Annotated in this window: 32 protein-coding genes and 1 tRNA gene; 30 read left to right on the top strand and 3 right to left on the bottom strand. The window is 43.5% G+C overall.

Annotated features, from left to right (window positions below):
• Nucleotides 1–26: 26 nt before the first annotated feature.
• The 12 genes from rpmH (at nucleotide 27) to GON05_RS35095 (ending at nucleotide 10,861) form a co-directional block, all read left to right on the top strand.
• On the top strand, nucleotides 27–161 hold the full coding sequence (gene rpmH / locus GON05_RS35150; RefSeq protein ID WP_028557239.1) for a 50S ribosomal protein L34: 135 nt from the start codon (nucleotides 27–29) through the stop codon (nucleotides 159–161).
• Between the two features lie 136 nt (nucleotides 162–297).
• On the top strand, nucleotides 298–657 hold the full coding sequence (rnpA, locus tag GON05_RS35145; RefSeq protein WP_181646286.1) for a ribonuclease P protein component: 360 nt from the start codon (nucleotides 298–300) through the stop codon (nucleotides 655–657).
• Nucleotides 658–728: 71 nt separating this feature from the next.
• On the top strand, nucleotides 729–1,502 hold the full coding sequence (gene yidC / locus GON05_RS35140; RefSeq protein WP_246239727.1) for a membrane protein insertase YidC: 774 nt from the start codon (nucleotides 729–731) through the stop codon (nucleotides 1,500–1,502).
• Nucleotides 1,499–2,116 (top strand): RNA-binding cell elongation regulator Jag/EloR, encoded by a 618-nt coding sequence (gene jag / locus GON05_RS35135; RefSeq protein WP_157326159.1) that lies wholly within the window; start codon nucleotides 1,499–1,501, stop codon nucleotides 2,114–2,116. The genes yidC and jag overlap by 4 nt, the downstream gene beginning before the upstream one ends.
• A 73-nt stretch (nucleotides 2,117–2,189) precedes the next feature.
• Complete coding sequence (mnmE, locus tag GON05_RS35130; RefSeq protein WP_157326158.1) at nucleotides 2,190–3,566, top strand: tRNA uridine-5-carboxymethylaminomethyl(34) synthesis GTPase MnmE; 1,377 nt, start codon at nucleotides 2,190–2,192, stop codon at nucleotides 3,564–3,566.
• A 48-nt stretch (nucleotides 3,567–3,614) separates the two neighbouring features.
• A complete protein-coding gene (gene mnmG / locus GON05_RS35125; protein ID WP_157326157.1) occupies nucleotides 3,615–5,507 on the top strand; it encodes a tRNA uridine-5-carboxymethylaminomethyl(34) synthesis enzyme MnmG in 1,893 nt (630 codons plus the stop codon).
• 3 nt (nucleotides 5,508–5,510) lie between these two features.
• The gene (gene rsmG / locus GON05_RS35120) at nucleotides 5,511–6,239 is read left to right on the top strand and encodes a 16S rRNA (guanine(527)-N(7))-methyltransferase RsmG (RefSeq protein WP_157326156.1); all 729 of its coding nucleotides are present in this window, start codon (nucleotides 5,511–5,513) and stop codon (nucleotides 6,237–6,239) included.
• A 244-nt stretch (nucleotides 6,240–6,483) separates the two neighbouring features.
• Complete coding sequence (gene noc, locus GON05_RS35115; RefSeq protein WP_157326155.1) at nucleotides 6,484–7,302, top strand: nucleoid occlusion protein; 819 nt, start codon at nucleotides 6,484–6,486, stop codon at nucleotides 7,300–7,302.
• A gap of 157 nt (nucleotides 7,303–7,459) precedes the next feature.
• Nucleotides 7,460–8,218, top strand: a complete 759-nt coding sequence (locus GON05_RS35110; protein ID WP_127454079.1) for a ParA family protein — start codon at nucleotides 7,460–7,462, stop codon at nucleotides 8,216–8,218.
• Entirely contained in the window at nucleotides 8,215–9,087 is an 873-nt protein-coding gene (locus GON05_RS35105; protein ID WP_157326154.1) for a ParB/RepB/Spo0J family partition protein, read from the top strand. The genes GON05_RS35110 and GON05_RS35105 overlap by 4 nt, the downstream gene beginning before the upstream one ends.
• A 106-nt stretch (nucleotides 9,088–9,193) precedes the next feature.
• Nucleotides 9,194–10,354, top strand: coding sequence for an aminotransferase class V-fold PLP-dependent enzyme (locus tag GON05_RS35100; RefSeq protein ID WP_157326153.1), 1,161 nt, complete (start codon nucleotides 9,194–9,196; stop codon nucleotides 10,352–10,354).
• Between the two features lie 15 nt (nucleotides 10,355–10,369).
• Complete coding sequence (locus GON05_RS35095; RefSeq protein WP_157326152.1) at nucleotides 10,370–10,861, top strand: DUF4446 family protein; 492 nt, start codon at nucleotides 10,370–10,372, stop codon at nucleotides 10,859–10,861.
• Here the strand turns inward: GON05_RS35095 and yyaC are convergent.
• Nucleotides 10,836–11,459 carry a spore protease YyaC gene (gene yyaC, locus GON05_RS35090; RefSeq protein WP_157326151.1) on the bottom strand — a complete coding sequence of 208 codons (624 nt, stop codon included), beginning with the start codon at nucleotides 11,457–11,459 and terminating at the stop codon, nucleotides 10,836–10,838. The genes GON05_RS35095 and yyaC overlap by 26 nt on opposite strands.
• A gap of 98 nt (nucleotides 11,460–11,557) precedes the next feature.
• Here yyaC and GON05_RS35085 point away from each other — a divergent pair, with 98 nt between their 5' ends.
• From GON05_RS35085 to GON05_RS35040, 10 genes are all read left to right on the top strand, one after another.
• Nucleotides 11,558–11,794 carry a putative Se/S carrier protein gene (locus tag GON05_RS35085; RefSeq protein WP_157326163.1) on the top strand — a complete coding sequence of 79 codons (237 nt, stop codon included), beginning with the start codon at nucleotides 11,558–11,560 and terminating at the stop codon, nucleotides 11,792–11,794.
• 17 nt (nucleotides 11,795–11,811) lie between these two features.
• Entirely contained in the window at nucleotides 11,812–12,651 is an 840-nt protein-coding gene (locus tag GON05_RS35080; RefSeq protein ID WP_246069075.1) for a mechanosensitive ion channel family protein, read from the top strand.
• A 22-nt stretch (nucleotides 12,652–12,673) separates the two neighbouring features.
• Complete coding sequence (locus GON05_RS35075) at nucleotides 12,674–12,889, top strand: DUF951 domain-containing protein (protein ID WP_157326150.1); 216 nt, start codon at nucleotides 12,674–12,676, stop codon at nucleotides 12,887–12,889.
• A gap of 71 nt (nucleotides 12,890–12,960) precedes the next feature.
• Nucleotides 12,961–13,048, top strand: a tRNA-Ser gene (locus GON05_RS35070).
• Between the two features lie 249 nt (nucleotides 13,049–13,297).
• Nucleotides 13,298–13,735, top strand: coding sequence for a type 2 periplasmic-binding domain-containing protein (locus GON05_RS35065; RefSeq protein ID WP_157326149.1), 438 nt, complete (start codon nucleotides 13,298–13,300; stop codon nucleotides 13,733–13,735).
• 163 nt (nucleotides 13,736–13,898) lie between these two features.
• Nucleotides 13,899–15,140, top strand: a complete 1,242-nt coding sequence (locus GON05_RS35060) for a hypothetical protein (RefSeq protein WP_157326148.1) — start codon at nucleotides 13,899–13,901, stop codon at nucleotides 15,138–15,140.
• A 65-nt stretch (nucleotides 15,141–15,205) separates the two neighbouring features.
• The gene (locus GON05_RS35055) at nucleotides 15,206–15,931 is read left to right on the top strand and encodes an ABC transporter ATP-binding protein (protein WP_157326147.1); all 726 of its coding nucleotides are present in this window, start codon (nucleotides 15,206–15,208) and stop codon (nucleotides 15,929–15,931) included.
• A complete protein-coding gene (locus GON05_RS35050; RefSeq protein ID WP_157326146.1) occupies nucleotides 15,918–16,670 on the top strand; it encodes an ABC transporter permease in 753 nt (250 codons plus the stop codon). Before GON05_RS35055 ends, GON05_RS35050 begins: the two co-directional genes overlap by 14 nt.
• 12 nt (nucleotides 16,671–16,682) lie before the next feature.
• Nucleotides 16,683–18,110, top strand: coding sequence for a sensor histidine kinase (locus GON05_RS35045; RefSeq protein ID WP_157326145.1), 1,428 nt, complete (start codon nucleotides 16,683–16,685; stop codon nucleotides 18,108–18,110).
• A gap of 17 nt (nucleotides 18,111–18,127) precedes the next feature.
• On the top strand, nucleotides 18,128–18,823 hold the full coding sequence (locus tag GON05_RS35040; protein WP_157326144.1) for a response regulator transcription factor: 696 nt from the start codon (nucleotides 18,128–18,130) through the stop codon (nucleotides 18,821–18,823).
• A 63-nt stretch (nucleotides 18,824–18,886) separates the two neighbouring features.
• On the opposite strand, the gene GON05_RS35035 is transcribed toward GON05_RS35040, so the two are convergent.
• Entirely contained in the window at nucleotides 18,887–19,159 is a 273-nt protein-coding gene (locus GON05_RS35035) for a hypothetical protein (protein ID WP_157326143.1), read from the bottom strand.
• A gap of 16 nt (nucleotides 19,160–19,175) precedes the next feature.
• Entirely contained in the window at nucleotides 19,176–19,358 is a 183-nt protein-coding gene (locus GON05_RS35030) for a YjzC family protein (protein WP_127454055.1), read from the bottom strand.
• A gap of 232 nt (nucleotides 19,359–19,590) precedes the next feature.
• On the opposite strand from GON05_RS35030, the gene rpsF reads away from it, so the two are divergent.
• The 8 genes from rpsF to dnaB all read left to right on the top strand — a co-directional run bounded on the left by rpsF (nucleotide 19,591) and on the right by dnaB (nucleotide 25,993).
• The gene (gene rpsF, locus GON05_RS35025) at nucleotides 19,591–19,878 is read left to right on the top strand and encodes a 30S ribosomal protein S6 (RefSeq protein WP_127454054.1); all 288 of its coding nucleotides are present in this window, start codon (nucleotides 19,591–19,593) and stop codon (nucleotides 19,876–19,878) included.
• A 35-nt stretch (nucleotides 19,879–19,913) separates the two neighbouring features.
• Entirely contained in the window at nucleotides 19,914–20,393 is a 480-nt protein-coding gene (ssb, locus tag GON05_RS35020) for a single-stranded DNA-binding protein (RefSeq protein WP_127454052.1), read from the top strand.
• Between the two features lie 23 nt (nucleotides 20,394–20,416).
• Nucleotides 20,417–20,704, top strand: coding sequence for a 30S ribosomal protein S18 (gene rpsR, locus GON05_RS35015; protein WP_029196139.1), 288 nt, complete (start codon nucleotides 20,417–20,419; stop codon nucleotides 20,702–20,704).
• A gap of 164 nt (nucleotides 20,705–20,868) precedes the next feature.
• Complete coding sequence (locus GON05_RS35010) at nucleotides 20,869–21,180, top strand: MazG-like family protein (protein WP_127454050.1); 312 nt, start codon at nucleotides 20,869–20,871, stop codon at nucleotides 21,178–21,180.
• Nucleotides 21,181–21,186: 6 nt separating this feature from the next.
• Nucleotides 21,187–22,101, top strand: coding sequence for a DUF2232 domain-containing protein (locus GON05_RS35005; protein WP_127454049.1), 915 nt, complete (start codon nucleotides 21,187–21,189; stop codon nucleotides 22,099–22,101).
• Nucleotides 22,102–22,119: 18 nt separating this feature from the next.
• Nucleotides 22,120–24,084, top strand: a complete 1,965-nt coding sequence (locus GON05_RS35000) for a DHH family phosphoesterase (protein ID WP_157326142.1) — start codon at nucleotides 22,120–22,122, stop codon at nucleotides 24,082–24,084.
• A complete protein-coding gene (rplI, locus tag GON05_RS34995; RefSeq protein WP_127454045.1) occupies nucleotides 24,081–24,530 on the top strand; it encodes a 50S ribosomal protein L9 in 450 nt (149 codons plus the stop codon). Before GON05_RS35000 ends, rplI begins: the two co-directional genes overlap by 4 nt.
• A gap of 98 nt (nucleotides 24,531–24,628) precedes the next feature.
• The gene (dnaB, locus tag GON05_RS34990) at nucleotides 24,629–25,993 is read left to right on the top strand and encodes a replicative DNA helicase (RefSeq protein ID WP_157326141.1); all 1,365 of its coding nucleotides are present in this window, start codon (nucleotides 24,629–24,631) and stop codon (nucleotides 25,991–25,993) included.
• The last annotated feature ends 144 nt before the right edge of the window (nucleotides 25,994–26,137 follow it).

Raw genomic sequence — 26,137 nt, 5'->3', positions numbered from 1 at the left:
TATCCTCAGGTAGGGAGGTGCTATAGATGGGTCCGACGTTTAACCCTAATACGAGAAAGCGTAAGAAGAATCATGGTTTCCGTAAAAGAATGAGCACGAAGAACGGTCGTAAAGTTCTACAAGCTCGTCGTCTTAAAGGAAGAAAAGTTCTTAGCGCGTAAAAAGAGGCTCCGGAAGGGGCTTTTTTTTTTGCATTTGGATGGACAGTTTATATGCCGTCATTTCGGTCAAAAATAGATAAGATGCCTAAGTGGTAATTTGCTTATCTGAAGTTAACGGTCTGGAGCGTACATGTCTGTGGAAAAAGAATATAGATTAGCTAAAAGAGAAGACTTCAATAAGATTTATCGATATGGCAAATCAATGGCCAATCATCAATTCGTTCTTTACTATTTACCTCAGCCTAAAATGGAAAATTTCCGACTTGGCATCTCGGTGAGTAAAAAAGTGGGGAACGCGGTTGTCCGGAACCGCTTGAGACGAATGGTGAAAGAGATCATCCGTTTGAAAAAAGAGAATTTGACGCCGCATTATGATTACATTTTGCTGGCTAGGAAACCCGCGGTAGATATGGAATATGCCGAGATGGAGAAAAGCATTTGGCATGTAATCCGAAAGGCTTCTTTATTAAAAAGAAATGACACAATAAAAAAGTGAAGCATTATTTCTTTTCGCGCTTAAATTGTGTTATAGTTTATGTTGGAAAAGATATTTAGGAGGATCTCATTTTGACTCGTCGACTTTATTTGCTTGCAGCTCTTTCTGCGTTGATCTTATTGTTGTCAGGATGTAGTCCTAGTAGCTCTGCTATGGCACCAATTGATCCTAATACGGCAGGTTTTTTTGTAAAATATTTTGTGTACCCGCTTTCGCAGACACTCGACTGGTTCGCCGTCAAGTTATGGGGTCAATATGGCTTATCCATTCTGGTCGTAACCCTCATTATTCGTCTCATTATTTTGCCTCTGACGCTGAAACAGTATAAGAGCTCCAAACGGATGCAAGAGTTGCAGCCTGAGATGAAGAAGCTTAAAGAAAAGTATAAAGATGATGCGAAGAAGCAGCAGGAAGAAACAATGAAGTTATTTCAGTCAAATGGTGTGAATCCGTTAGCTGGGTGTTTCCCGATCATTGTTCAAATGCCAATTCTGATTGCGCTTTATCAAGCTATCATGCGTAATGACCATATTCGAGAGCATACTTTCTTATGGATGAATTTAGGACAGCCCGATCACTATTACATTCTTCCGATCATTGCCGCGGCAACCACATTCGTTCAACAAATGTTTATGTCTTCTCAAATGAATCAACAAATGAAAAGCTTACTATACATTTTCCCGGTTATGATTTTCGTGATGTCCATGAATTTCGCAGCTGCGCTGCCACTTTACTGGATCTACGGTAACATCTTCACCATTATTCAGTCTTACTTTATTTATGGTTCTCCTGGAAAACAAAAAAATCCTGGATCTCAAAATAATAAGGGTGGCCTGTCCAAATGAAAAAAATTGTGGTGACTGGAAAAACTATTGAGATTGCGGTGAAAGCCGGTCTTTCTCAATGGCAGGTTTCGGAGGATCGTGTTAAGATTCATATTTTGGAACAGCCCTCCCGGGGGTTGTTTGGGTTTATTGGTTCCAAAGAAGCTAAGGTTGAGCTTGAATTGATACCAGATCCGCTTGAGGAAGCCATTGCTTTCTTACAAGATATGTTCGAAGCGATGAAAATTTCCATCACCATAGACACGACAAAGGATCGCGAAGGCTACCAGTTGAATATGAGTGGTTCGGAGCTTGGTATTTTGATCGGTAAAAGAGGACAAACCCTAGATGCGCTGCAGTATTTAGTCAATATTGTCGCAAATCGTTATGCAAATTCGCATTTCCGGATTATTTTAGATGCAGAAAATTTCCGAGATCGACGTAAAAAGACGTTAGAAGAGCTAGCTTTAAGGTTGGCCAATCGTGTCATAAAGTCGAAAAAAGAAGTTATATTGGAGCCGATGAATTCGCAAGAACGCAAGATTATTCATGCTGAATTGCAAGGGCATCCTGTTGTCAAAACTTATAGCAAAGGCGAAGAACCGAACCGTCGGGTCGTGATCGCCGTCAAATAACCTTAGCCGCAATGACATGAGCATAAGTCATTGCTTTTTCTTTAAGATGAGGTAAATTCGAGGTGTTAATACTATGTTAAATGATACGATTGCTGCTATTTCTACGCCGCTCGGTGAGGGTGGGATAGCGGTTATTCGTGTGAGCGGGGATGAAGCAGTTCCACTAGTGGAGCGTGTTTTTCGCTCAAAAACGAAATTATCTGATGCTGAGACGCATACGGTACATTATGGATTCATTATAGAACCTGCTTCTGCCGAAAAGGTAGAGGAGGTTCTCGTTACTTTAATGAAATCTCCGCGTTCTTTTACAATGGAAGATGTTGTCGAAGTTAGTTGCCACGGCGGTATTGTTTCTGTTAAGAAGGTGCTGGATTTATTGCTGCAGCAGGGGATACGTTTGGCGGAGCCTGGTGAATTCACGAAGCGAGCTTTCCTTAATGGTCGGATTGATTTGACGCAAGCGGAAGCTGTAATCGACTTAATTCGCGCCAAATCGGACAGAGCTTTTAAAGTGGCATTAAAGCAAGTTGAAGGAAATTTGTCGAAGCAAATCAAACATTTACGATATGTGTTGGTAGAATTAATGGCTCATGTGGAAGTCAATATTGATTATCCAGAGCATGATGTTGAAGAAATGACGAATGCTTTCATAAAGAGTAAATGTGACACGGTAATGCTTGAAATTGACCGTCTTTTGGTGACCGCTGAGCAAGGTAAGATTTTGCGTGAGGGTATTGAGACCGCGATTGTTGGCAGGCCGAATGTAGGGAAATCGTCGTTGTTAAATGAATTGGCGCAGGAGAATCGGGCGATTGTAACCGATATTCCAGGAACGACAAGGGATGTCATTGAGGAATTTGTCAATGTTGGCGGTATTCCGCTTAAACTGTTGGATACAGCGGGGATTCGCGAAACGACAGATATTGTGGAACAAATCGGAGTGGAAAGATCGAAAACTGCTTTGGCTGAAGCGGATCTGATTTTGCTGGTGCTGAATAGTAATGAAGAACTTCAGTTGGATGAGCTTGCTTTAATGAAGCAATTAGCGGATAAGCAGACGATTGTTATCTTGAATAAGATTGATCTCAGTCGAAAGTTAGATATCGATCAAGTGTTAAGTTATTTTCCACAGGAACGTATTGTCGAGCTATCCCTGATTGAGAATAAAGGTATCGATCATTTAGAAAAAGCGATTGCGGCAATTTTCTTTGAGGGCAAACTAGAGTCAAGTGATTTGACGTACGTTAGCAACGTTCGACATATATCCTTATTGAAGCAAGCAAAACGCTCGTTGCATGATGCGCTTGAAGCAAACGAGCAATACGTACCAATTGATATGATACAAATCGATATTCGAGCGGCTTGGGAGCAGCTTGGAGAGATTATTGGTGATTCTGTTGGTGAGTCTTTGATCGATCAAATTTTTACACAATTCTGCTTAGGTAAATGAAAACCGACAGCATTTTCGTTTTCATAAAAGAGGGAGGGACTTTGAACTATGGGATATCATGCTGGTGAATTTGATGTTATTGTCATTGGCGCTGGACACGCAGGTTGCGAATCTGCTCTGGCATCTGCCCGGATGGGATGTAATACACTACTTTTAACAATTAACTTGGATATGGTTGCTTTCATGCCCTGTAATCCATCTATTGGTGGTCCTGCAAAGGGCCACGTTGTTCGGGAGATCGATGCACTCGGCGGCGAAATGGGCCGCAACATCGATAAAACCTATATTCAAATGCGCATGCTGAATACTGGCAAGGGTCCAGCTGTGCACGCTCTTCGTGCACAAGCCGACAAATTTTCATATCAGCACAAAATGAAAGAAACGATTGAAGCAACGCCAAACTTAACGTTACGTCAAGGTATGGCTGAAGAGCTCATCGTTGAAGATGGCGTGATCAAAGGTGTTATTACTAAAACAGGCGCTGAGTATTATGCTAAAGCAATTGTCCTTACGACAGGAACTTACCTAAGAGGGAAAGTTATCATGGGTGAGCTTATGTACGAGAGCGGTCCGAACAATCAACAGCCTTCAGTGAAACTATCGGAGTCGCTTCGCAAATTAGGTTTTGATCTCGTGCGTTTCAAAACAGGAACTCCGCCGCGGGTTCATAAAGATACAATCGACTTTAGTAAAACGGAAATTCAGCCTGGTGATGAAGAACCTAAGTTTTTCTCTTTTGAGACAAAATCTGGGGCTGCTAATGAGCAATTGCCTTGTTGGTTAACGTACACATCTGAAGAGACGCATAACATTATTAATTCGAATCTGCACCGTGCTCCAATGTTTTCAGGTGCGATTGAAGGTACTGGGCCGAGATATTGCCCATCCATTGAAGATAAAATTGTTCGTTTTGCCGATAAACCGAAGCATCAAATTTTCCTGGAACCGGAAGGCCGTAATACATCTGAGTACTACGTACAAGGTTTATCAACTAGTATGCCGGAAGATGTGCAGCTTGGTATTTTGCGCTCCATTCCAGGCCTTGAGAAAGTAGAAATGATGCGTACCGGTTATGCCATCGAGTATGATGCGGTTGTTCCAACTCAATTGAAGCCGTCTTTGGAGACTAAGCTTATTAGCGGTTTGTTTACTGCCGGACAAATTAACGGGACATCGGGGTATGAAGAAGCAGCTGGGCAAGGGGTTATGGCTGGAATTAATGCGGCTCGCAAAGTCCAAGGTAAAGAAGCAGTTGTGTTAGATCGTTCCGAAGGTTACATCGGTGTTCTTATTGATGACTTAGTTACAAAAGGGACAAACGAACCATATCGTCTATTAACGTCCCGTGCGGAATATCGTTTGCTGCTTCGCCACGATAATGCTGATTTGCGTTTAACACCAATTGGCCATGATATTGGGTTGATTTCGGAGGAGCGTTACGCGACGTTTTTAAATAAAAAAGCATTAGTTGACCAAGAAATCGAGCGTTTGAATACGGATAAAATTAGACCGGAACCGCATGTTCAACAGCTTTTGGAAAGCTTGGAAAGTGTAGTTTTGAATAATTCTGTTCCAGCAATCGCGCTGCTTCGTCGCCCTGAAATTGAATATAAACATATTGAACAGATGTCTCCTTCACCACTTGAGCTGGACGATGAAATGAAAGAGCAAGTTGAGATTCAAGTTAAATATGCGGGTTACATTGAGAAACAAAGTAATCAAGTAGAGCGTCTGCGTAAAATGGAGAAGAAGAAGATTCCGGATGATATCGAATATAGCGAAATTCATGGGATTGCAACGGAAGCTAAGCAAAAGCTCGCTAAAATCCGTCCGATTTCGATTGGTCAAGCATCGCGTATTGCAGGTGTGACACCATCCGATATTTCTATCCTTCTTGTGTATTTGGAACACTATAACAGAGTCACGGCGGCTAGAGGTTAACATATGGATGCTATTCAACAACAATTTGTTCAATTTTTAGAGAAACATCAGATTACTCTTTCCGCTCTACAACTGGAACAGTTCGAGCAATATTTTAAGACACTTGTAGAGTGGAATGAGAAAATGAATTTAACAGGTATTACGGAGAGAGAGCAGGTATACTTAAAGCATTTCTACGACTCTCTTTCTGTTTCTTTTAATTTTGATATGAGCTTTATATCTACGATTGCAGACATTGGCTCTGGCGCCGGGTTTCCAAGCATTCCTTTGAAAATTGCTTTTCCTCATCTAAAGGTTACGATTATCGATTCTTTGAATAAACGTATCTTGTTTTTAAAAGAATTGGTATCACAATTAGGTTTATCGGATACGGATTGCGTTCATGGTAGAGCAGAGGATATTGCTAGACTCCCTAAATATCGTGATCAGTTTGACCTGGTTACAGCTAGAGCTGTTGCTAGACTTCAAGTATTGAATGAATTTTGTCTTCCTTTTGTGAAGAAGGATGGTACGTTTATTGCAATGAAGGGGTCTGAGATTGAAGAAGAGCTAAGTGAGTCTGCTTATAGCTTATCTGAGTTGAAGGGGAAAGTTATTAAAGTTCTTAAGATGCAGCTGCCTGTTGAGGAATCGTTGAGGCATTTTGTAGAAATTCAAAAGCTTGCTGCAACACCGGCTAAGTATCCTAGAAAGGCTGGACTTCCACTGAAAGAGCCTCTTATGAAAAGGTAAAAATGTTCCACGTGAAACATTATTCAATTAAGTTTCACAATTGCTTAAAGCAGGAAATCTTGCTTCGATGAAGAATATATTATAGTAAGAATCTATTCTATTTGTAGTGAGTTTATGTGATTGCACTTGTCATACTTCGCCGTATTCTTGACAAGCGTTTTCGTTCTGTAGGACGAAGAGGTCGTCTATCTTTGGATCGTAATGGTCGCTTAAACTACGGGAAGAGTTGGTGGTAGGGTTTCCTATGAAAGAACAAATTTCAAAGCTATTTGGACTTGCTGATCGTTCGTCGACGGATGAGGTCAAAAACATACCGGTTAATACTATTATTCCAAGTCCATATCAACCTAGAACCTTATTTGATGATGATCGTATTGATGAATTGTGCCAAACGATTCGAACGCATGGTGTTATTCAGCCAATCGTTGTCAGAGTCAAAAACAATACATTCGAACTCATTGCCGGAGAACGGCGCCTAAGAGCTGTTAAGAAGCTAGGTCTTGATACAATCCCTGCAATTGTAAGAGATTTCAATGATTCTCAAGCTGCATCCATTGCTCTAATCGAGAATTTGCAGCGTGAAGGTTTGACTGCAATCGAAGAAGCTGCTGCTTATCAGCAATTGATTGAGATGCATGATTTGACGCAAGAGAGCTTAGCTCAGCGTCTCGGTAAGAGCCAATCAACGATTGCGAATAAAATCCGGCTTTTACATCTAAGCGAACCTGTTAAGATGGCATTGATGGAGCGAAAAATCACGGAGCGTCATGCTAGAGCTTTGCTTGCTTTGGATCAAGAAGAGCTGCAAGTGAAAATTCTTGAAGAAGTCATTGCTAAAGAGCTGAACGTAAAACAAACAGAGATTAAGATTAACTTTTTAAAGGAAGCAACAAAGATTAAAAAGTCACGTCGCGTATCCTTTTCAAAGGATGTTCGACTCGCTTTGAACACCATTCGCCAATCTGTTGAGATGGTTACAAGCTCAGGCCTGAATATTAACACGTCTGAGAAAGATCATGAGGATCACTACGAAATTATAATTAAAATTCCTAAGAATAATTGAGCATTTATTGCTACCTTAAACGGCGCAAGCCGTTTTTTTGCATCTTATGAGATAAAACTATCAAATATAGATAAGGTAACTGAATGATAGATATGTTAAGATAGATATACTGCTTTAGTATGGCATTTGGAACATAAGCGATTGAGGTGAAATGGTTTTGTCTAAAATTATAGCAATAACGAATCAGAAGGGTGGCGTCGGCAAGACGACAACTTCTGTGAATTTGGGTGCTTCCTTGGCTTCACTAGGGAAGAGAGTGCTTCTCGTTGACATCGATCCACAAGGGAATACGACTAGTGGGATCGGGGTTAACAAGGCCGATGTCGTGAACTGCATCTATGATGTGCTTATTAACGATGTCCACCCCAAAGATGCAACAGTGGATACCAATGTTCCAAATCTTAAGATCGTACCTGCGACGATTCAACTTGCAGGAGCTGAGATTGAGCTTGTTCCAACCATTTCAAGAGAAGTACGCTTGAAGAAATCTTTGCAACTTGTTAAGCATATGTACGATTATATTCTTATTGATTGCCCACCATCTTTAGGTCTTCTTACAATTAATTCTTTAACTGCTGCTGATTCTGTTATCATTCCAATTCAATGTGAATACTACGCGCTTGAAGGATTAAGCCAACTGTTGAATACAGTTCGATTGGTCCAAAAGCATCTTAATACAGGGCTTCAAATTGAAGGTGTTTTATTGACGATGTTTGATGCTAGAACGAACCTCGGCATTCAAGTCATTGAGGAAGTTAAGAAATACTTCCAAACAAAAGTATATCAAACGATTATCCCGCGGAATGTTCGCTTGAGCGAGGCTCCTAGTCATGGACAATCGATTATTACTTATGATCCTAGATCAAAAGGCGCGGAAGTGTATTTAGAGCTTGCGAAGGAAGTGATCTCGATATGACCAAAGGCCTAAACAAAGGTTTAGGTAAAGGATTGGATGCTTTAATTACATCACTACATATTGATGAGAGCGATAAAGTCATTCAAATTCCTTTAGCACAATTGAGAGCTAACCCTTATCAACCTAGAAAGCATTTTAACGAAGATAGCATTAAAGAGTTAGCGGATTCGATTAGAGAACATGGTGTTATCCAGCCTATTATTGTTCGTAAGGTTCTTAAAGGGTATGAAATCATTGCCGGTGAACGTAGATTCCGAGCTTCTCAGGTTACAGGAATTGCAACGATTCCTGCCGTCGAGAGAAACTTTACGGATCAACAGGTCATGGAAATCGCCTTGATTGAGAATGTTCAGCGGGAAGATTTAAATGCAATGGAGATTGCTTTTGCTTATCAGGGGATTATCGATCAGTTCTCGTTAACCCAAGAAGAGCTTTCGGCTAAGGTTGGGAAAAGCCGCTCGCATATTGCGAACTTCCTGAGACTACTTCAATTACCGGAATCAATTAAACAATATGTTTCACGTGGAACATTATCAATGGGTCATGCAAGAGCTATTGTTGGTGTCAAAGACGACAAGGTGAAAAAAGAGCTTGCAGAAAACACCATTAGTAAGCAATGGAGTGTTCGCGAACTCGAAGAAGCCGTGAAAATGCTCGAGGAATCACCGGGTCAAGAGAAAGAAAAAACGAAGCAAAAAGAAAAGAATAGAGATCCTTATATCAACCAAGCTGAAGATCAATTAAGAGATATTTACCGTACTACGGTGAAAATCAAAAATCAGCAGGATAAAGGTAAAATCGAACTTCTCTACTATTCAAAGGACGATTTGAACCGTCTGCTAGAATTGCTTCAAGGCAAAATCTCTTAAAATTAGATAGCATACCGATGGTTTTCTTTCGAGCAGAAAGATCAAACTAAGGTATGCTATATTTATGAGTAGAATTCTGAATCCGTGAGAGAGGGTAGGTGAACATATGAAAGGTGTTATGTATTTTGATCAAGCGGCTTCCTCCTGGCCAAAGCCGCCGGCTGTAATGGATGCCATGATGACATGTATGCAAGATTATGCGGCTAATCCAGGACGGGGAAGCCATCAGATGGCTGTGAAAGCTAGTCGGGTCTTATTTGAAACGAGGAAAAACTTAGCTCGCTTGTTTGGAATCAAAAACCCGAATGATCTATCCTTTGCATTGAATACGACACATGCGCTGAACCAAGCAATCAAAGGGTTTGTAAAACCCGGGGATCACGTTATCTGCACGAATATTGAGCATAACTCTGTACGCAGACCATTGGAACATTTGAAGGCTACGATAGGAATAGAACTGACTTATATCCGTAATGATGAAGAAGGAAATATCCAGCTGGAAGATTTCAAAAAGGCATTACAGTCGAATACATCACTTGTAGTTGTTAATCACAGTTCTAACTTATTGGGGACGATTATGCCTGTGGCAGAGATCGGGGAGATGTGCCGTGCACATGGCGCTAAGCTGCTTGTAGACGGTGCTCAGAGCGCTGGTATACTGCCTATCCACGTAGGAGATATGAATATTGATATGCTGGCTTTCCCAGGCCACAAAGGGCTTCTAGGACCTCAGGGAACGGGTGGTTTATACATCCATCCTGACATTGATTTGGAGCCGCTCTTACACGGGGGAACAGGTAGTCAATCAGAGGCCATTCATCAACCAAAGGTAAGGCCTGATCGCTATGAGGCAGGTACGCAAAACACAGTTGGTATTGCTGGATTAAACGAAGGCGTGAAATTTGTAATAGCTGAAACGATTGAGAAGATCCATGCAAAAGAGTGGCGTCAAACGCAAATGCTGATGGAAGGTTTACTGGGAATTGAAGGAGTTGCGATTCTTGGTCCAGCTCTTGGACAAAATAAAACAGGGATTGTTTCCTTTAATGTGAACAACGCGGATTCATCGGAAGTCGCTTTCATATTGGATCAATCATTTCAAATCGCCGTTAGATCCGGCTATCATTGTACGCCGCTTGCTCATGAATCGGCAGGTACATTAGCTAGTGGAGCGGTAAGAGCAAGCATAGGTTATTTTACAACAGATGAAGAAGTGGATGCTCTTGTTTATGCAGTGAAAGAGATCCAATCGCAGTATGCTAAGTAGAAAGAGGGATCAACCATGGGGGAACTGTTCGGATTGAATGGCAACTTTGTTGTATTAGCCATTTTGGCATCGATTTTAGTTTTATTCTTTATCATCATTTTACTTTCAGTGAAATTATCATCTTTGCGTAAACGATATACGCAAATGATGAATGGTTCAAGTTCAGATAATATGGAGCAACTCCTCATTGAAATGCAGCAAGCCATCAACGATCAAAAGGCCGAGTCAGCAATGACGTCAGCCCAGGTTGATACAATTCGCCAATCCCTAACGAAGATGAAATCCAAAGTAGCGATTCATCGATACAACGCCTTCAATGATGGAGGAAGTAACCTGAGCTTCACAATTGCCATTTTGGATGATTATCAAGATGGTGTAGTTTTGACAGGAATACATAGCCGTGAGCAGATGTACTTGTATGCGAAGCCGATTCAAAATGGACAATCCACTTACACATTAAGTCCAGAAGAGAAAGAGGCAATTAATCAATCTGTAAAGCCGTCTTAGTGCTTGGTACATAGGCTTGAGTGCGACGTAATGCTGAGTGAAGCGCATCGCCAATGACATTCGCCATGTTCATGACAAGACTGAGCCGCGTATTTTGAAGAACGAAATATTCCATGAATCCGCCTACGTTGACGATTCCCGTCACATGGATATTGCCAACCGGAGGAAGGTCTTTGTTAACACCGGCACCAGGTTTAAGCGGACCATCAGCAACTTGAATGCACCCTACGCTAGATACTTGGCCTAAACAAGCATCGACGGCAACGATAAAAGGGTTATCGAATTGACGTTGAATTTTATCAACGGTTTCAGACAGGTTCATGGCATGGACAGGTTCATCTAAAGTACCGAACAAGTGAAGGTTACGAAGATTCGTCGTACGGTTCAAATGAGAGCCAACTAACGGACCAAGTGAATCTCCCGTAGAGCGGTCGGTGCCCACACAGATAACAACGATAGGTTGATAGGTTGGTAGCTTACTAAAAATGGATTGCAAATGCTTAGAGAGAAGAAAAGGGGTATCGGCGTCTGTGTGCTGAATTTTGAGTGGGGTCAGTTCCGTGTCTTTCATTCCGTCGAAACCAATTTGGAATTTCATTATATCCCTCCAAAGTACTTCTTCTTTTTTACTAGTATATGGATAGATAGAGACATTTATACGTAGGAGAGGAGGGATTTTCCTTGAATATTTCCGTTATGTTGTTAGCCTTCGATTCTACGCAGCAGGCTTTGCGCGCCGAGATGCTGCTAGAGTACGCGGACATAGAAATTGACATCAGACCTACTCCGAAAGAAGTTACAGCCGGCTGCGCTCTTTCTATTGAATTTCCTGGAGAAAATCTAGCACAAGTTCAAGAGATTATTGAATCAGAGAACGTAGAAATCAGAGGCATCTATTTTAAAAAAGAAGATAAATATGTTACCATGGAATGAAAAAGGAGGTCTAAACCGTGGCCTTTATTACGAAGTATTTCACGGATTTGATGAACTGGATTCGAGAGCATCTATCGAACCCTGAAATACTAGCTTCGCTATTTTGGATTATCGTAAAAATTGTTCTCATATATGTTGTTGCTAGAGTATGTATCAAAATTGCAGATAAAACGATTGCACATATGATGGCTGCTAGAGACAAGTCGCCACTGAAGTTTGATAGACGTAGAACGAATACGATAGGAAGCCTTATACATAATTTAATAGCTTACACCGTGAACCTCATTTGTATTATGTTGATCCTTGGACAAGTTGGTTTAAATCTTGGGCCTTTGCTGGCAGGGGCAGGAGTGCTTGGCTTAGCCATAGGTTTCGGAGCACAAAGTTTGGTGAAAGATGTGATTACGGGTTTCTTTATCATTTTTGAGGATCAGTTTGGTGTAGGGGATGTCATTCAAATTGATTCATTTAAAGGGACCGTTGAAGAGATCGGCATCCGAGTCACAAGGATTAAAAGTTGGACGGGTGAGGTCCATATCATTCCGAACGGAAATATCAAACAGGTGACCAATTTTTCTACGTACAATTCTTTAGCCGTGGTCGATGTGACGATTCCTCATCATATAAATATTGACGATGCTACGCAAATTCTCAAGGATACTGTCAAGCACGTGCAAGAGCTTACAGAGGATATTGTGAAGCAGCCCGAAGTGCTGGGTGTTCAAGTGGTGGGTACGACGGATCTGAAGATTCGCATTATTGCAGAGTGCAAACCAACGCGACAATTTAATGTGACGAGGCTTTTGAACATAGAAATTAAGAAGAGACTCGATAGTGTGCAAATTGAGACGATGTAGTTGAAAAGGCGGTGGCGGACGTATGGAGAAAAAGCAGTATCAACTTGGCGATATTGTGCAAATGAAAAAGCCCCATCCGTGTGGCACGAATGAAATGGAAATCATACGGATGGGGATGGATATTAGAATTAAGTGTGTAGGGTGTAAACACAGTGTTCTAGTACCAAGAACGAAGTTCGAAAGTAAACTGAAGAAAGTGCTTCGATCCAACCCAGAAAAAGAGGAAGAATCCTCATAAAAATGCTGTGGAAAAGTACTTGCGGGGACAGGAATTTTTTGATATACTAAATCCTGTTCTCGCGTTTTATTGGAAAGGTACCCAAGAGGCCCAAGGGGGCTGACTCGAAATCAGCTAGGCGTCGCGAGGCGTGCGTGGGTTCGAATCCCACTCTTTCCGTACAAGCTATTACTAGCTAAGGAATGAAAGTCTTCTGCATCTGCAGGAGACTTTTTTATTTTGTCCAGAACCATATTAATTCCATTATTAAGTTCCACGTGAAACATTTTAGGAGTTTAAAACGTCAATTAGGGTGTAGAAGGCTCTTTTGCTTTCAGTCCTTTGTCTAACTAGTAGGGATAAAAAGGCTAAAGGAAAAGCAGAATAAGTTCATATTGATGTGTTAGCAACAAGAAGGAGGTAAGCGTAATGAAAAGATGGATGATGATATTTCTGGTACTAGCTGTAGTAGCCACAGGATGCGCTAAAAAGAGTGAAGAGAGTGCATCGCCAAGCCCAACAGCAGGAGCGACCGTAACGCCTTCCACAGGGGCTTCAGCGACGCCTAGTGCAACAAGTGGGACAGGTGGTGGAACATCTGCCACAGCAACGCCAGCAGCCGGTGGCAACGATACAACAAAGGATGAGCCGCTTCCTCAGATAACGAAGGAGCAAGCTGATAAGATAAGCATGACAAGCACCTATGATGATCTGGTGAAGCAGACAGGAGCAAAGGGCAAGTTGGTGAAAGACGAGAATGGTAAGAAAACCTATGATTTCGCCATCTCTAATCAACCTGGCTACATTGCGGAAATTGTTTATTTTGCAGATGGGATGATCTCTGAAAAGAAAGTATTTAGGAAATAAATCAAGTCGTGCAGCGTGAAAGCTGTGCGGCTTTTTTAGTACCTTCCTCATAAAAAAGAGTTTATACTTTGTTAATATTCCATTTAGATGGATTCAATAAGGTTATATTAATATAAATATAAGGAAACGTTTCCCGTACATTGTGTTAAAAAGGAGAAAAGAGATGAAACTTAGTAAAAAATCCGTTACTGTACTGTCCTTTACGATTGGAGCGTGTTTATTCGTATCCACGGCATTCGCCGATACACTGCTTGGATCGGGTTATGACCGGTTAAAAGGTTCAGCAAAAACAACTGCAAACATGATGGAAAAGGATATGAAGAATTACACTCTCGAAGCGCTGTATACGTTGAAAGATAACGATAAAACCTTAATTCAAGGATCAACGTCGCAAAAGATGGATGTTGAAAAACATATGAAGGAAGAGAACACAACGACGAAAGACGCCAATGGCGAAACAACATCAAGATACTATTATTCCGACATAACGAAATCAGTTAATAAAAATGGATCAGACAATACTTATTATGTGATGGAATATCCGGCTAGTGACAGCAAAAATCGCACCGTGGATTTTAAAAATCCATTTAAAGAAAAGGGAGCACCAGAGATTGAAAAAATCGTTGACGCTGTGGTTGGCGGTTTGAAAGATTACGTGCAAGTAGAGGAAGGACCTGAAGGTGGAAAAGTATATTCGGGCAGCTTGTCTGAAACTCAGGTACCAGCCGTCCTGAATGCTGTCTCCTCTTTTGGTATCAAACAGATGCTGAACGATGAGCGCGATTTGCCGACTATAGAAAGCGATGTATTTGTGAAAAAGGTGGTAGGCTCGGCTAATGAAAATAAAGCTGGCTACCTTGAAAATGTAACAGGCGATATTACGCTGTCCGGAAAAGATAAAAACGGTGTTCAACATGATTTGAACCTGAATGTCATTGTAAAGCTTTCTGAAGTTGGTAATACGAAAATCACACTACCTGATCTAACTGGCGCGAAAGTTGAAAAAGTTAGCTACTCCAATGGATTTAGCAGTAAGTATGTAGGTAAATATAAAAACGATATCGTGATGGAGAAAGACGGTAAGTTTGTGAAAATCGGCGAAAGAATGGTTGAGATCACAAGCGTAGACAACGATAAAGTGAAAGGGAAATATTCCGAAACGGTTATTCCAGGTTATGAGAGCGAATATCCGAATAAAGATGTTTTCGACTTTGAATATGATCCAGCCGTGTCCTCAACATTCACGTATAAGGATGCAAAAGGCGAGCAGAAGAATGGTTCCATTCATCAAGGTGCTACAGGCAAAGTTTATTTTGAAATGAATGTTGAGATTGTTAACGAAAATTCATACAGATCTATCTCGAAACCATATTACGATGGAGAGTTTAGCCGCATATTTGAATAGAAGAGAGAGGTTCAGGAGGCTGCCGATGCGGCTTCCTGAGCGTTTTTTTGGGGAGATGATGGAAATTGACAGTCAAGGCGATTGAAATAAGTGGATTAACGAAGGCATTCAAAAATGGCCGAGGGATCACAGAGTTAAACCTGGATGTTGATCAAGGCGATATATTCGGATTCTTGGGACCGAATGGTGCAGGGAAGACGACAGCTATGAAAATGATAACTGGACTGATGAAGCCAGACCGTGGCGATGTGAAAATTTTCGGTGCCAGCATTTTAGCCGACTATGTTAACGCCATGAAGCATGTGGGTTGTTTGATTGAAACAGCGGAGTCTTATCCTTATTTAACAGCTAATGATAATTTAAAGATGTTCGCTAGGTTTTATCCGCATGTTGATCAGAAGAGAATTGATGAGTGTCTCGAGCTCACAGGCATGTTGAAATATAAAAATGAGAAATCTCAAAAGTTTTCACTGGGGATGAAACAAAGACTGGGGATCGCAGCTGCGATACTGTCGAAACCTAAATTATTAATTCTGGACGAGCCCCTCAACGGACTAGATGTTGAAGGGATGCTGGAGATGAGGAAATTGATTAAACAGCTCTCGCAGGAAGGCACGACATTTTTTATCTCAAGCCACTTGATTCATGATGTGGAACTGACGTGCACAAGAATCGGTATCATTTATGGGGGCAAGCTTGTAAATGTAGAATATACGCAGAATATCCTCTCGTATTATTCTTCGTTGGAGAACTTTTTTGTTAGTGAGGTGGACCGGAATGGAAGGGTTTAAGGCCGCATTTATAAATGAATCCGTGAAGTTGTTGAAAAAGAAAAAAATGATGGCGGCTGCCATTTTATCTATCCTTGCTGTTTTGGTCGGACAGATCGCTGTAACAACCATCAAGCATGGGCTTGGATTGCGGGTTGTAGGAAGTGTTGAATTTCCTATCGTCGTACTATCGTTTATTACTTATACGCTTTTGCCGTTGTTTGCCATCTTTGTGGCGATCGATATGTTTAACGGTGAATCCTCATCGAATACAATGAAAATAACACTTTTGAGACCAGTCTCGCGATTCAGTGTGTTTAGCGCAAAAGTGTTGAATTTAGCTTTATTTATTGCCGGCAATCTCTTATTTGTGATGATTCTTTCGTTATTAGCGGGGTTTATTTTTAATCCCTCATCGGCTAGCTTGCCAGGGATCTTGAAGGTTGTTTTATCGTACGGATTAACCTTTTTCCCCGTATTTGTGTTTGCCCTAATTGTCGTCTTGTTGTCTAACGTGATACAAGGGGGGCTAGCTGTATTTTTCCTCTCGATTCTGATATTTATCGTTTTTAATTCATTGGGCATTGTCTTCTCATCCTACTCCAGTTTTTTCATTACATCGATGCTGGATTGGTATACATTATGGATATCGGAAACAATGAATGTGTTTAAAATATTCCGCCAGATTCTAATCATGTCGGGCTGTGGTATGATGTTATTTACAACAGGTTATTATTTGTTTGACAGTAAGGATATATAGGAAGGGATCTTCATGCATTTAACCAAACGTTTCTTCACGATGAATGCGCTGGCTGTGCTGCTCTCCGTTGGTTTGACAGTTCTGGCTGTCATTATTTTCGTTGCTGCTTATACGAAGGTTTTTGGCCGCGAAGCTGATACGAAGGAGTTTCAGAAGGCTTTCGAAGTTCGAGCGGCGATCAGTGAGATCAAAAGAGAAGCACAGTCCCTTAAGTTCGAGCAGCTACTGGATGCGAAATTTCAACAAGAGCTTGCTAATCGGGTTAACGCTTTGGATGCCAGTGCGATTATTTTAAAAAATAGAGAAGTTGTATACGCTACGGAAAATTTCAACAGGATCGATATTGAGAGAAGCCTTATGCTCTCAGACAACCAAGCAACTCGCGATGAGGTCGAACTTGCCGGTAAAACGTATATGATTACAAGAGTGGATTATAAGGTGCCGGCTGGCGATCCCGGTGTTCTGCTGCTGCTTGCGCCAATCAAGCTGAAAACGAACTTTTTTATGCTGCTCGGCATATTTACAGTTAGTGTATTCACCGTTGTTTTCTTGTTAACGAACTTTTGGGTGTCGTATCGATTCTCCCGCGGCATTATATCGCCGATCTCCAGGCTCAAGGCTGCTGCTAATAAAATTAGCGAAGGTGATCTAAGCCAAGGGATTGCAGAAGAAGGCGAAGGAGAAGTTCGAGAGTTATGCAGGACGCTGGAGCTCATGAGAATTAAGCTGAAGGAATCGGTTTATATGCAGCAAAAATATGATGATAACCGAAAATTTCTGGTTTCAAGCATATCTCATGACTTAAAAACGCCTGTGACCTCGATCAAAGGATATATTGAAGGAATTATCGATGGGGTCGCTAAGACACCTGAGAAAATGGACGAGTATCTGGAAACGGCACGATCCAAAGCGATTCTCGTGAACGCTATGATCGATGATCTACTTTTATACTCCAAGCTTGATTTGAACCAGCTTCCGTATCATTTTGAAAAGAGTGATTTGGCGAGCTATTTCGAGGATTGTGTCGCAGATCATAAATATGAATATGAAAAGGCTAACCTATCGTTATCGTTAATCAACGAACTTAATGAGCCAGTCAAAGTTTTAATTGATCGTGAAAGATTAAAGAGGGTCATACAGAACATTCTTGATAATGCCATGACATATGTAGAGAAAGCGGATGGGAAGATTGAGATTATCCTCAGGGAAACAAGAACATCTGCGATCGTAGAAATTAAGGACAATGGAAAAGGAATACCGGAGAATAAACTTCCCCATATCTTTGAGCGATTTTATCAGGTGGACCCTTCAAGAAAAAGCGGCAGTGGGCTAGGACTTGCTATCGCCAAGCAAATTGTAGAAGGTCACGACGGGAAAATATGGGCGAAAAGTGCCGTAGGAGAGGGTACTCAGATAATGATATCTCTGAAGAAGTTCTAGTAGGCTTGGAGGTTATGATGAAAAAAATTCTGATTATTGAAGATGATCAAAGTATTGCCAATCTCCAGAAAGATTACCTCGAGTTGAGCGGTTACTCTGTTAAGACAGTGAACAGTGGATTAGCGGGATTGAAAGCTCTCAAGGATGAAGACTTTGAGCTGATCATCTTGGATATCATGCTGCCGGATATAGATGGATTTGAGGTATTGAAGAGAGTGCGCGAGCATGACGATATTCCCGTTCTTCTGGTATCGGCAAGAGCAGAGGAAATTTATAAAATTAATGGTCTGGGCCTTGGGGCGGACGATTATATTACCAAGCCTTTCAGCTCCGGCGAGCTGGTTGCGCGCGTAGGGGCTCATTTGAAAAAGTTTCAACGGATGAAAGAACGGTTTGGCAAAGGGAATGAAGGAAGCACGATTCAAGTTAGAGGTCTGGAGGTTCAAAAGGAGGCAAGGCGCGTCTTTGTGAACGGAAATGAAGTCGTTATGGCGCAAAAAGAATTTGACCTGCTTCTATTTCTATTGCAGAATGCCAATCGGGTGTTTGGCAAGGAAGAGCTCTTTGAGAGAATCTGGGGCTTGGATGCGATGAGTGATGCCTCGACCGTCACGGTTCATATCGCCCGAATCAGAGAGAAAATCGAAGAGACCCCGTCGAAACCTCAGTACATAGGTACGGTTTGGGGATCCGGGTACAGGTTTATTGTGTAAAAGAGCTGGTCCTAAGCAGGTAAATTAAACTACCTAGGGGCCAGCTTTCCTTCATTTCAGCCGCTAATAGCTCCTGTTGCGGTTTCTGTAACTGATAGAGAAACGATCAATGACATAGCCGACTAGCGCCCATGTAGCGATCGTTAATACATAGATGACGAGCATCCGAGACATCGAGATCTCATAGATGTCCGTGAATGTGGATGCAAACCAGGCAGGAACGCTAAGTGCATAGAAGATCATGTAAAAGGCATCATGATCGTGAAATAAATAATGACCTAAACAGAGGGCTGCACCAATGAAGGTAAACAGCCAAGTAAACGTGGATGTTCTCATGGTGAATTTCTCCTAGTTAAGGCTTTTTGCGGTGCCATTTCCGATTATGGTTGCTGTTGGCCGGAAATCTGTCTCCTTTTTTTAACGTGACTATTTTCGGGTTCTCAATACCCATGTGGACGGCATTCTCACCCATCTCGATGTATACGCCGTCGTTAGGTACATGATCGCCTTCATTGAACTGTGTCCATTCACCCACATTGATCACCTCTTCGAAAGATTTTCAATCAGGTTTAGATTACCCTCCTGAAGGGGAAGCATGTACGATAGGCGTTGCCATGTTCATCCTTGAGAGAAAGACTTGTAATCTGGCGTTCAATTTGCTATAGTATTCAGGTGCGAGTTTTGAAAAAGAATCCTCGCTCCTTGCTCCTTCGCTTGTGCGAACAAGCTTGAACAGGGGCCGCTTAGTCCAAAAGGAGGTGACATACATGCGCAAATATGAACTGATGTACATCATTCGTACTGACGTTGAGCAAGAAGTTGTTCAATCTACAGTAGAAAAGTTCCAAGGCATCATCACGAACGGTGGAGGCGAAGTCTCCAAACATGACCTGATGGGCAAACGCCGTCTTGCGTATGAGATCAATAAGTTCCGTGACGGGCACTACGTGCTTGTACACTTCAACGCAGAACCTGCTGTTGTAACTGAACTTGATCGCGTACTTAAGATTACGGATGAAGTTATCCGTCACTTAATCACAAACGACGTAGCTTAATTGCATGCCAGTATTTTCGTCAGGGGGAATGTTCTATGTTGAACCGTGTCATTCTTATCGGTAGATTGACCAGAGATCCAGAACTTCGTTATACGCCAGCCGGCGTTGCGGTTACACAGTTTACTCTCGCAGTAGACCGTCCTTTCACAAGCGGAGGTTCGAAAGAACGCGAAGCGGACTTTATCAATATCGTCACGTGGAGGCAGCTTGCCGAAACATGCGCGAACTATTTGCGTAAAGGTCGTTTGACAGCAGTGGAAGGCCGAATTCAGGTACGTAATTACGACAACAACGAGGGCAAGAGAGTTTACGTGACCGAAGTGATTGCCGATAATGTACGCTTCCTTGAATCCAGTAACGGTGCCGGAAATCGTGAAGACGGTGGATCGAACGCAAACGCTAGCTACGGCGGCGGAGGCAGTGGCAATCGTGGCGGTGGGTCACGCGAGCAGCAAGATCCTTTCATCGATGACGGAAAACCGATCGACATTTCCGATGATGACTTGCCATTCTAAAGTAGAAAGGACTGAACAAATTCATGGCTTTCCAAAAAAGAGATAACAATAGTGAAGATCGCGGCGATCGCAAATTTGCTCCTCGTGGTAAAGGCGGTAAAGGTAAACGTCGTAAAGTTTGTTACTTCACAGTTAACAAAATCAAGCACATTGACTATAAAGACATCGAAACTCTTAAAAAGTTCATCAGTGAGCGCGGGAAGATTCTTCCTAGACGTGTAACTGGTACTTCCGCTAAGTACCAACGTGCATTGACGATCGCTATCAAGCGTTCCCGTACAATCGCATTGTTGCCTTACACAACGGAATAGGGTTTACTAAGAAGGCAGCTGTTTATACGGCTGTCTTTTTTGTATGCCGAGAAGTCCATAGGCGAGAGGAGAGATCTCGCGGCTTTGTAGAGGCTTTCTTTTCTCCCCCTATTTTGTGGTATAATTAACGCTATAGTCTTTTGTAGGATGAGGAGAGATGACGGTTGCTGAATAGGGAAAAGGATGTAGACCTAGCCAGACGAGCCAAAGTCATTGAGTGGCTCAAGACAGAAGTCGTAGATCACGTAGCGCACCTGCTTAAAGGCATATGGGAAGGCAGCCATGTAAGAATCGTGGATGGCTTAGCCAGTTTAATCTCAAGCGGCTATATTTTGGGGAGAAGACTGGGTATATCTTATCGCGATTTGGACGAAGCCATTGTAGAGAAAATGAAGAAGCACCGCCAAGAGGGCCATCAACTTGAGGACTGGTACGGCGACATTTCATCGCTCGAAGAACATTTACGTAAGAGGTGAGCCCGGTTGGGGAATCGAAGTTGGCAAAGCATCATTTGGAGTGCGGTGACGATCCTTTCATTGCTATCTCTAATGACGCCTTTTATTATTTTCACATTTAGTTTTCTCATGATTCCTGTATTGATGTTATATGTAAAATCAAGTACCAAACGATTCGTCATCAGTTATGTCATCAGCTTGCTCGTCGTTTATTTGCTTACCCAGTGGCATGGGATATCCCTCATGTCCGTATCGTTGTTCTTCTTGCCGCCGGTACTGGTCATGGGTAACTTATATAAACGCAAAGCCGCCGCTAGAACCGTACTTACAGCAGGAATTATCACCATTCTGGCGGAGTCACTGCTTAGTCTGCTCATTGGGTATTCGCTCGGATTCGATCCGGTAGCGAAGTTCAAACTTTTCATGATGGACAGCATTGCAAGTATGCCGCCGGGGATTCGGGAGGTTCTACCAAAAGACCAGGACTGGTATGTGAATTTCATTGTGCAAGTAATACCTTTGTATCTGATCTTTGTGGCGTTGTTCTACACCTTTGTCACTCACGGCATTAGCCGCTGGCTGCTCAACAAAACAGGAGAAGGCATCCCAGGTCTGCGCCCAATGCGCGAGTGGATGCTGCAGAAATCGTTGGTGTGGATTTATTTGATCGTGTTTGTGCTCGATCTCTTCATGAATCCAGCTTCCAATTCACTCATTCCGACGCTGATGATGAATGCGATGCCACTATTGATGCTGGCGTTCGCTATTCAAGCGATCTGTTTTCTATTCTTTGTTGCGCATGCGAACAAGTGGAAGCCAATTTTGCCGATCGTGGCGATGATCATTCTTTGTTTCATGCCGCCACTTTTTATCGTTTACAGCTTACTAGGGGTATTTGATGTTGCGTTTCCAATCCGTGAACGGTTTAAGAAAAATTTATAGGATTAGGAGCTAGTTCGAATGCCGAAGTTCCTTTTGAAGCGATGGCACGGTCAACACATCGTGTGGATTTTCGTTCTGCTCATCATCATGTCAGCTACCATCTATATGTTCAAATGGTGGCTGGGCGTTACGGCGTTCCTGGTTTGCGCCGTTCTGGCGTACTTCACGCTCCAAGCGGAAACAGCTTTTCGCAAAGAGCTGAATATGTATGTCGGAACGATTACGCATCGGGTCAAAAAAGCCGGAAATGAAGTGATGAGCGGCCTTCCTATCGGAATTATTTTATATAATGAAGAGAAGCGCATCGAATGGCACAACCCGTTTGTGGCGAAAATGCTGGGGCAGGATTCCGTCATCGGCGAGCCGTTGTACGAATATTTGCCAGACCTGAAAAACCGAAAAGATAAAAGCGATAAAGTAGATCTCACCATCGGGAAGTCCATTTATCAAGTCTCGATTCGGCCCGAAGAAAGACTGCTCTATTTCCGGGAAATCACGGAGCATGCGAATTTGGCGAGAAAGTACGAAGATGAGAAGACGGCGATTGGTATCGTCATGATGGATAATCTGGAGGAGTCAACGCAAGGTCTGGATGATCAAACGCGCAGCATTATGCTGGCCAAAGTGACGGGTGAAATTACCGAATGGGCTCAGAAGAATCAGCTTTATTTGCGCCGGACGTCCTCTGATCGTTTCCTCATTCTGATGGATCAGAAAGCGCTGCGTCAATTAGAGCAAACGCGATTTGAAATTCTGGACGATGTACGGGATCTGACGATAGAGAACAAGCTGCCGATGACGCTAAGTATTGGGATCGCATCTGGTGCGGAGCAATTAATGGAGCTTGGTCAAATGGCGCAGATGGGGCTGGATATGTCTTTAGGCCGCGGCGGCGATCAGGTGACGGTGAAAGTGGGCCAGAGGCTGAGCTTTTATGGCGGAAGAACGAATGCGGTTGAGAAGCGCACGCGGGTTAGGGCCAGGGTCATATCCCATGCCTTAAGGGATTTGATGAAGGACAGCGATAAAGTGATTATTATGGGTCACCGCTTTCCGGACATGGACTGCATCGGCGCATCGATCGGCATCTTGAAGGCTGTGCAAGTGATTGGCAAAGAAGGATACATCGTGCTTGAGGGAGTGAATCCCTCGATCCAGAAAGTGATGGAGACGATTGCTGGTGATGAGCGGTTGCATCGCTGGTTCATAACACCGGAGCAGGCGATGCAGATTACGACACAGCGGACTTTGGCTGTGGTGTTGGATACGCACAAGGCTTCCATGGTAGCCGAGCCTAAGCTGCTCCAGCAGACGCACAGGGTCGTTGTGGTCGATCATCATCGGCGCAGCGAGGAGTTCATCAATGACGCGACGCTCGTCTATATGGAGCCTTATGCGTCCTCTACCTGCGAGCTGGTGACCGAGCTGCTGCAGTACATCAATGAGAAGCTGACGATGGAAGTGCTCGAGGCTACGACTTTGCTGGCCGGCATCGTAGTCGACACGAAGAGCTTCTCCCTCCGCACAGGGGCGAGAACCTTCGAAGCCGCTTCGTATTTGCGCCGTAATGGCGCAGATTCCGCGCTGATTCAGCGTTTGCTGAAGGAAGATCTCGATTCGTACATCGAGCGAGCCGAAGTGATCAAGCATACAGAAACCATCCATGAGCATATCGCTTTGGCAGTTGCTGAGCCTAATCGCAAATATTCTCAGTTGATGATTGCACAGGTTGCTGATACATTGTTGAATATGACGAATATTATGGCTTCCTTTGTCATCGCTGAACGGCCGGATGGACTGATCGGCATCAGCGCCAGATCGCTGGGGCAGATGAACGTCCAACTCGTGATGGAACGGCTGGGCGGCGGTGGTCATTTGACCAATGCAGCAACTCAGCTCGATGGCACGACGTTAGAGGGAGCAACGAACCGATTGAAGAAAGTACTCGATGAGATGCAGGAAGAGGAGGGACTTTTCGAATGAAAGTCATTTTACTAAAAGATGTTAAAGGCCAAGGCAAAAAAGGTGAAATCAAAGAAGTATCCGAGGGCTACGCACAGAATTTCCTCATTGCTCAGGGGCTTGCAGCTCCCGCGACAACGGGGACAGTGAAGGTGCTGGATAATCAGAAAAAAGCGGAACAACGCAAAAAGGATCAAGAGAAAGCCGATGCCAAAACGCTAGGCGAGAAGTTGAACGAAATGACGGTTCAAATCAAAGCGAAAGCCGGTGAAGGCGGCCGATTGTTCGGCGCAATTCCGAGCAAGCAAATCGCAGAAGTTTTGGAGAAGCAGTACAAGATCGTGATTGATAAGCGCAAAATCGTGCTTGACGAACCAATTCGTACGCTAGGCGTTACGAAGGTGCCTGTGAAGCTGCACAGCGAAGTTACAGCAAGTTTGAACGTACAGGTTCTGGAAGAGAAATAAGTGACTGAGAAGGCAAATGAGAGTCCCTAGGAGGGGCTCTTATCTATTGTCTGGTACCAAGACTACTAAACTATGAAAAGAAAGGCGGGTACTGAAGCATGAGCGGAGACAATATGTTTATGGATCGCGTACCCCCTCAAAATATAGAAGCCGAGCAAGCCGTACTCGGCGCCATTTTGATTAACGGTGACGCTTTGATTACCGCGATGGAGCGGATTACGAGCGACGACTTTTATCGAGGGGCGCATCAGCGCATCTTTGAAGCGATCGTTGAGCTGGCGGAGGATCAAGAGCCTGTCGACCTGATCACGCTAACATCGCTTCTGCAGAATAAACAGCAGCTGGAAGAGATCGGCGGCGTTACGTATTTGTCCGAGCTCGCGAACGCGGTGCCGACAGCTGCTAACATCGACTATTACGCGGCTATCGTCGAAGAGAAATCGATGCTTCGCCGTTTGATCCGCACAGCCACCCAAATCGTCACCAATGGCTACGCCAATGAAGACGATGTAGGGTCCATGCTGAGCGAAGCGGAGGCGAAGATTCTTGAGATCTCGCAGCGCCGCAGCTCGAGCGGCTTCGTGGTCATTCGCGATGTGCTCATGGAAGTCTTCGAGAAGGTAGAGTCTCTCTACTCGAATAAAGGGGGAGCCACGGGCGTTCCTTCAGGTTTCGTTGACCTGGACAAGATGACGTCCGGATTCCAGCGTTCCGACTTAATTATTCTGGCAGCGCGTCCTTCTGTAGGTAAAACCGCGTTTGCGTTGAACGTAGCGCAGAACGTCGGGGTACGCGCCAAGGAAACCGTCGCGATTTTCTCGCTCGAGATGGGCGCGGCGCAGCTCGTTCAACGTATGGTCTGCGCCGAGGCGAACGTCGATGCGAACCGCATGCGGACGGGGTATCTCGAAGGCGATGACTGGGAGAAGCTGACGATGGCCATCGGCGCCTTGTCGGAAGCGAATATTTTCATCGATGATTCGGCCCAGATCACAGTTGCGGATATTCGTGCGAAGTGCCGCCGTCTCCAACAGGAGAAGGGGCTCGGCATGATTCTCATCGACTACTTGCAGCTGATTGCCGGCCGCGGCAAAGGCGATAACCGTCAGCAAGAGGTCTCTGAGATCTCCCGTACGCTGAAGCAAATCGCGCGTGAGCTCAATGTACCGGTTATCGCGCTCTCGCAGCTCAGCCGGGGTGTTGAGCAGCGGCAGGACAAACGTCCGATGATGTCTGACCTTAGGGAGTCGGGCTCCATCGAGCAAGATGCCGACATCGTAGCCTTCCTATACCGGGACGATTACTACGATAAAGAATCCGAGAAGAAGAACATTATCGAGATTATCATCGCCAAACAGCGTAACGGTCCGGTAGGAACTGTTGAGTTGGCGTTCTTGAAGCAATTTAACAAATTCGTGAACATGGATCGTAGTCATCAAGAAGCAGCGGCCGCGCAGTATTAACGGCCTGCTGCTTTTTTTTTTGCGCATGCAAATAAGGGAACTAGAGGGAGCTATTCGAGGAAAACAGGCGCTTTTAGTCAGGGAGCGGTCAGACCCCCTAATTCCGGAGAGTTGTTAGCGAAAGTAACGTTGCTCTTAGAAATC

Source organism: Paenibacillus anseongensis (assembly GCF_009757995.1).
GTDB classification, from domain to species: Bacteria; Bacillota; Bacilli; order Paenibacillales; family NBRC-103111; genus Paenibacillus_E; species Paenibacillus_E chondroitinus.
Note: the sequence above shows the minus strand (reverse complement) of the source record. Positions and strands in the feature narration are given on the sequence as shown.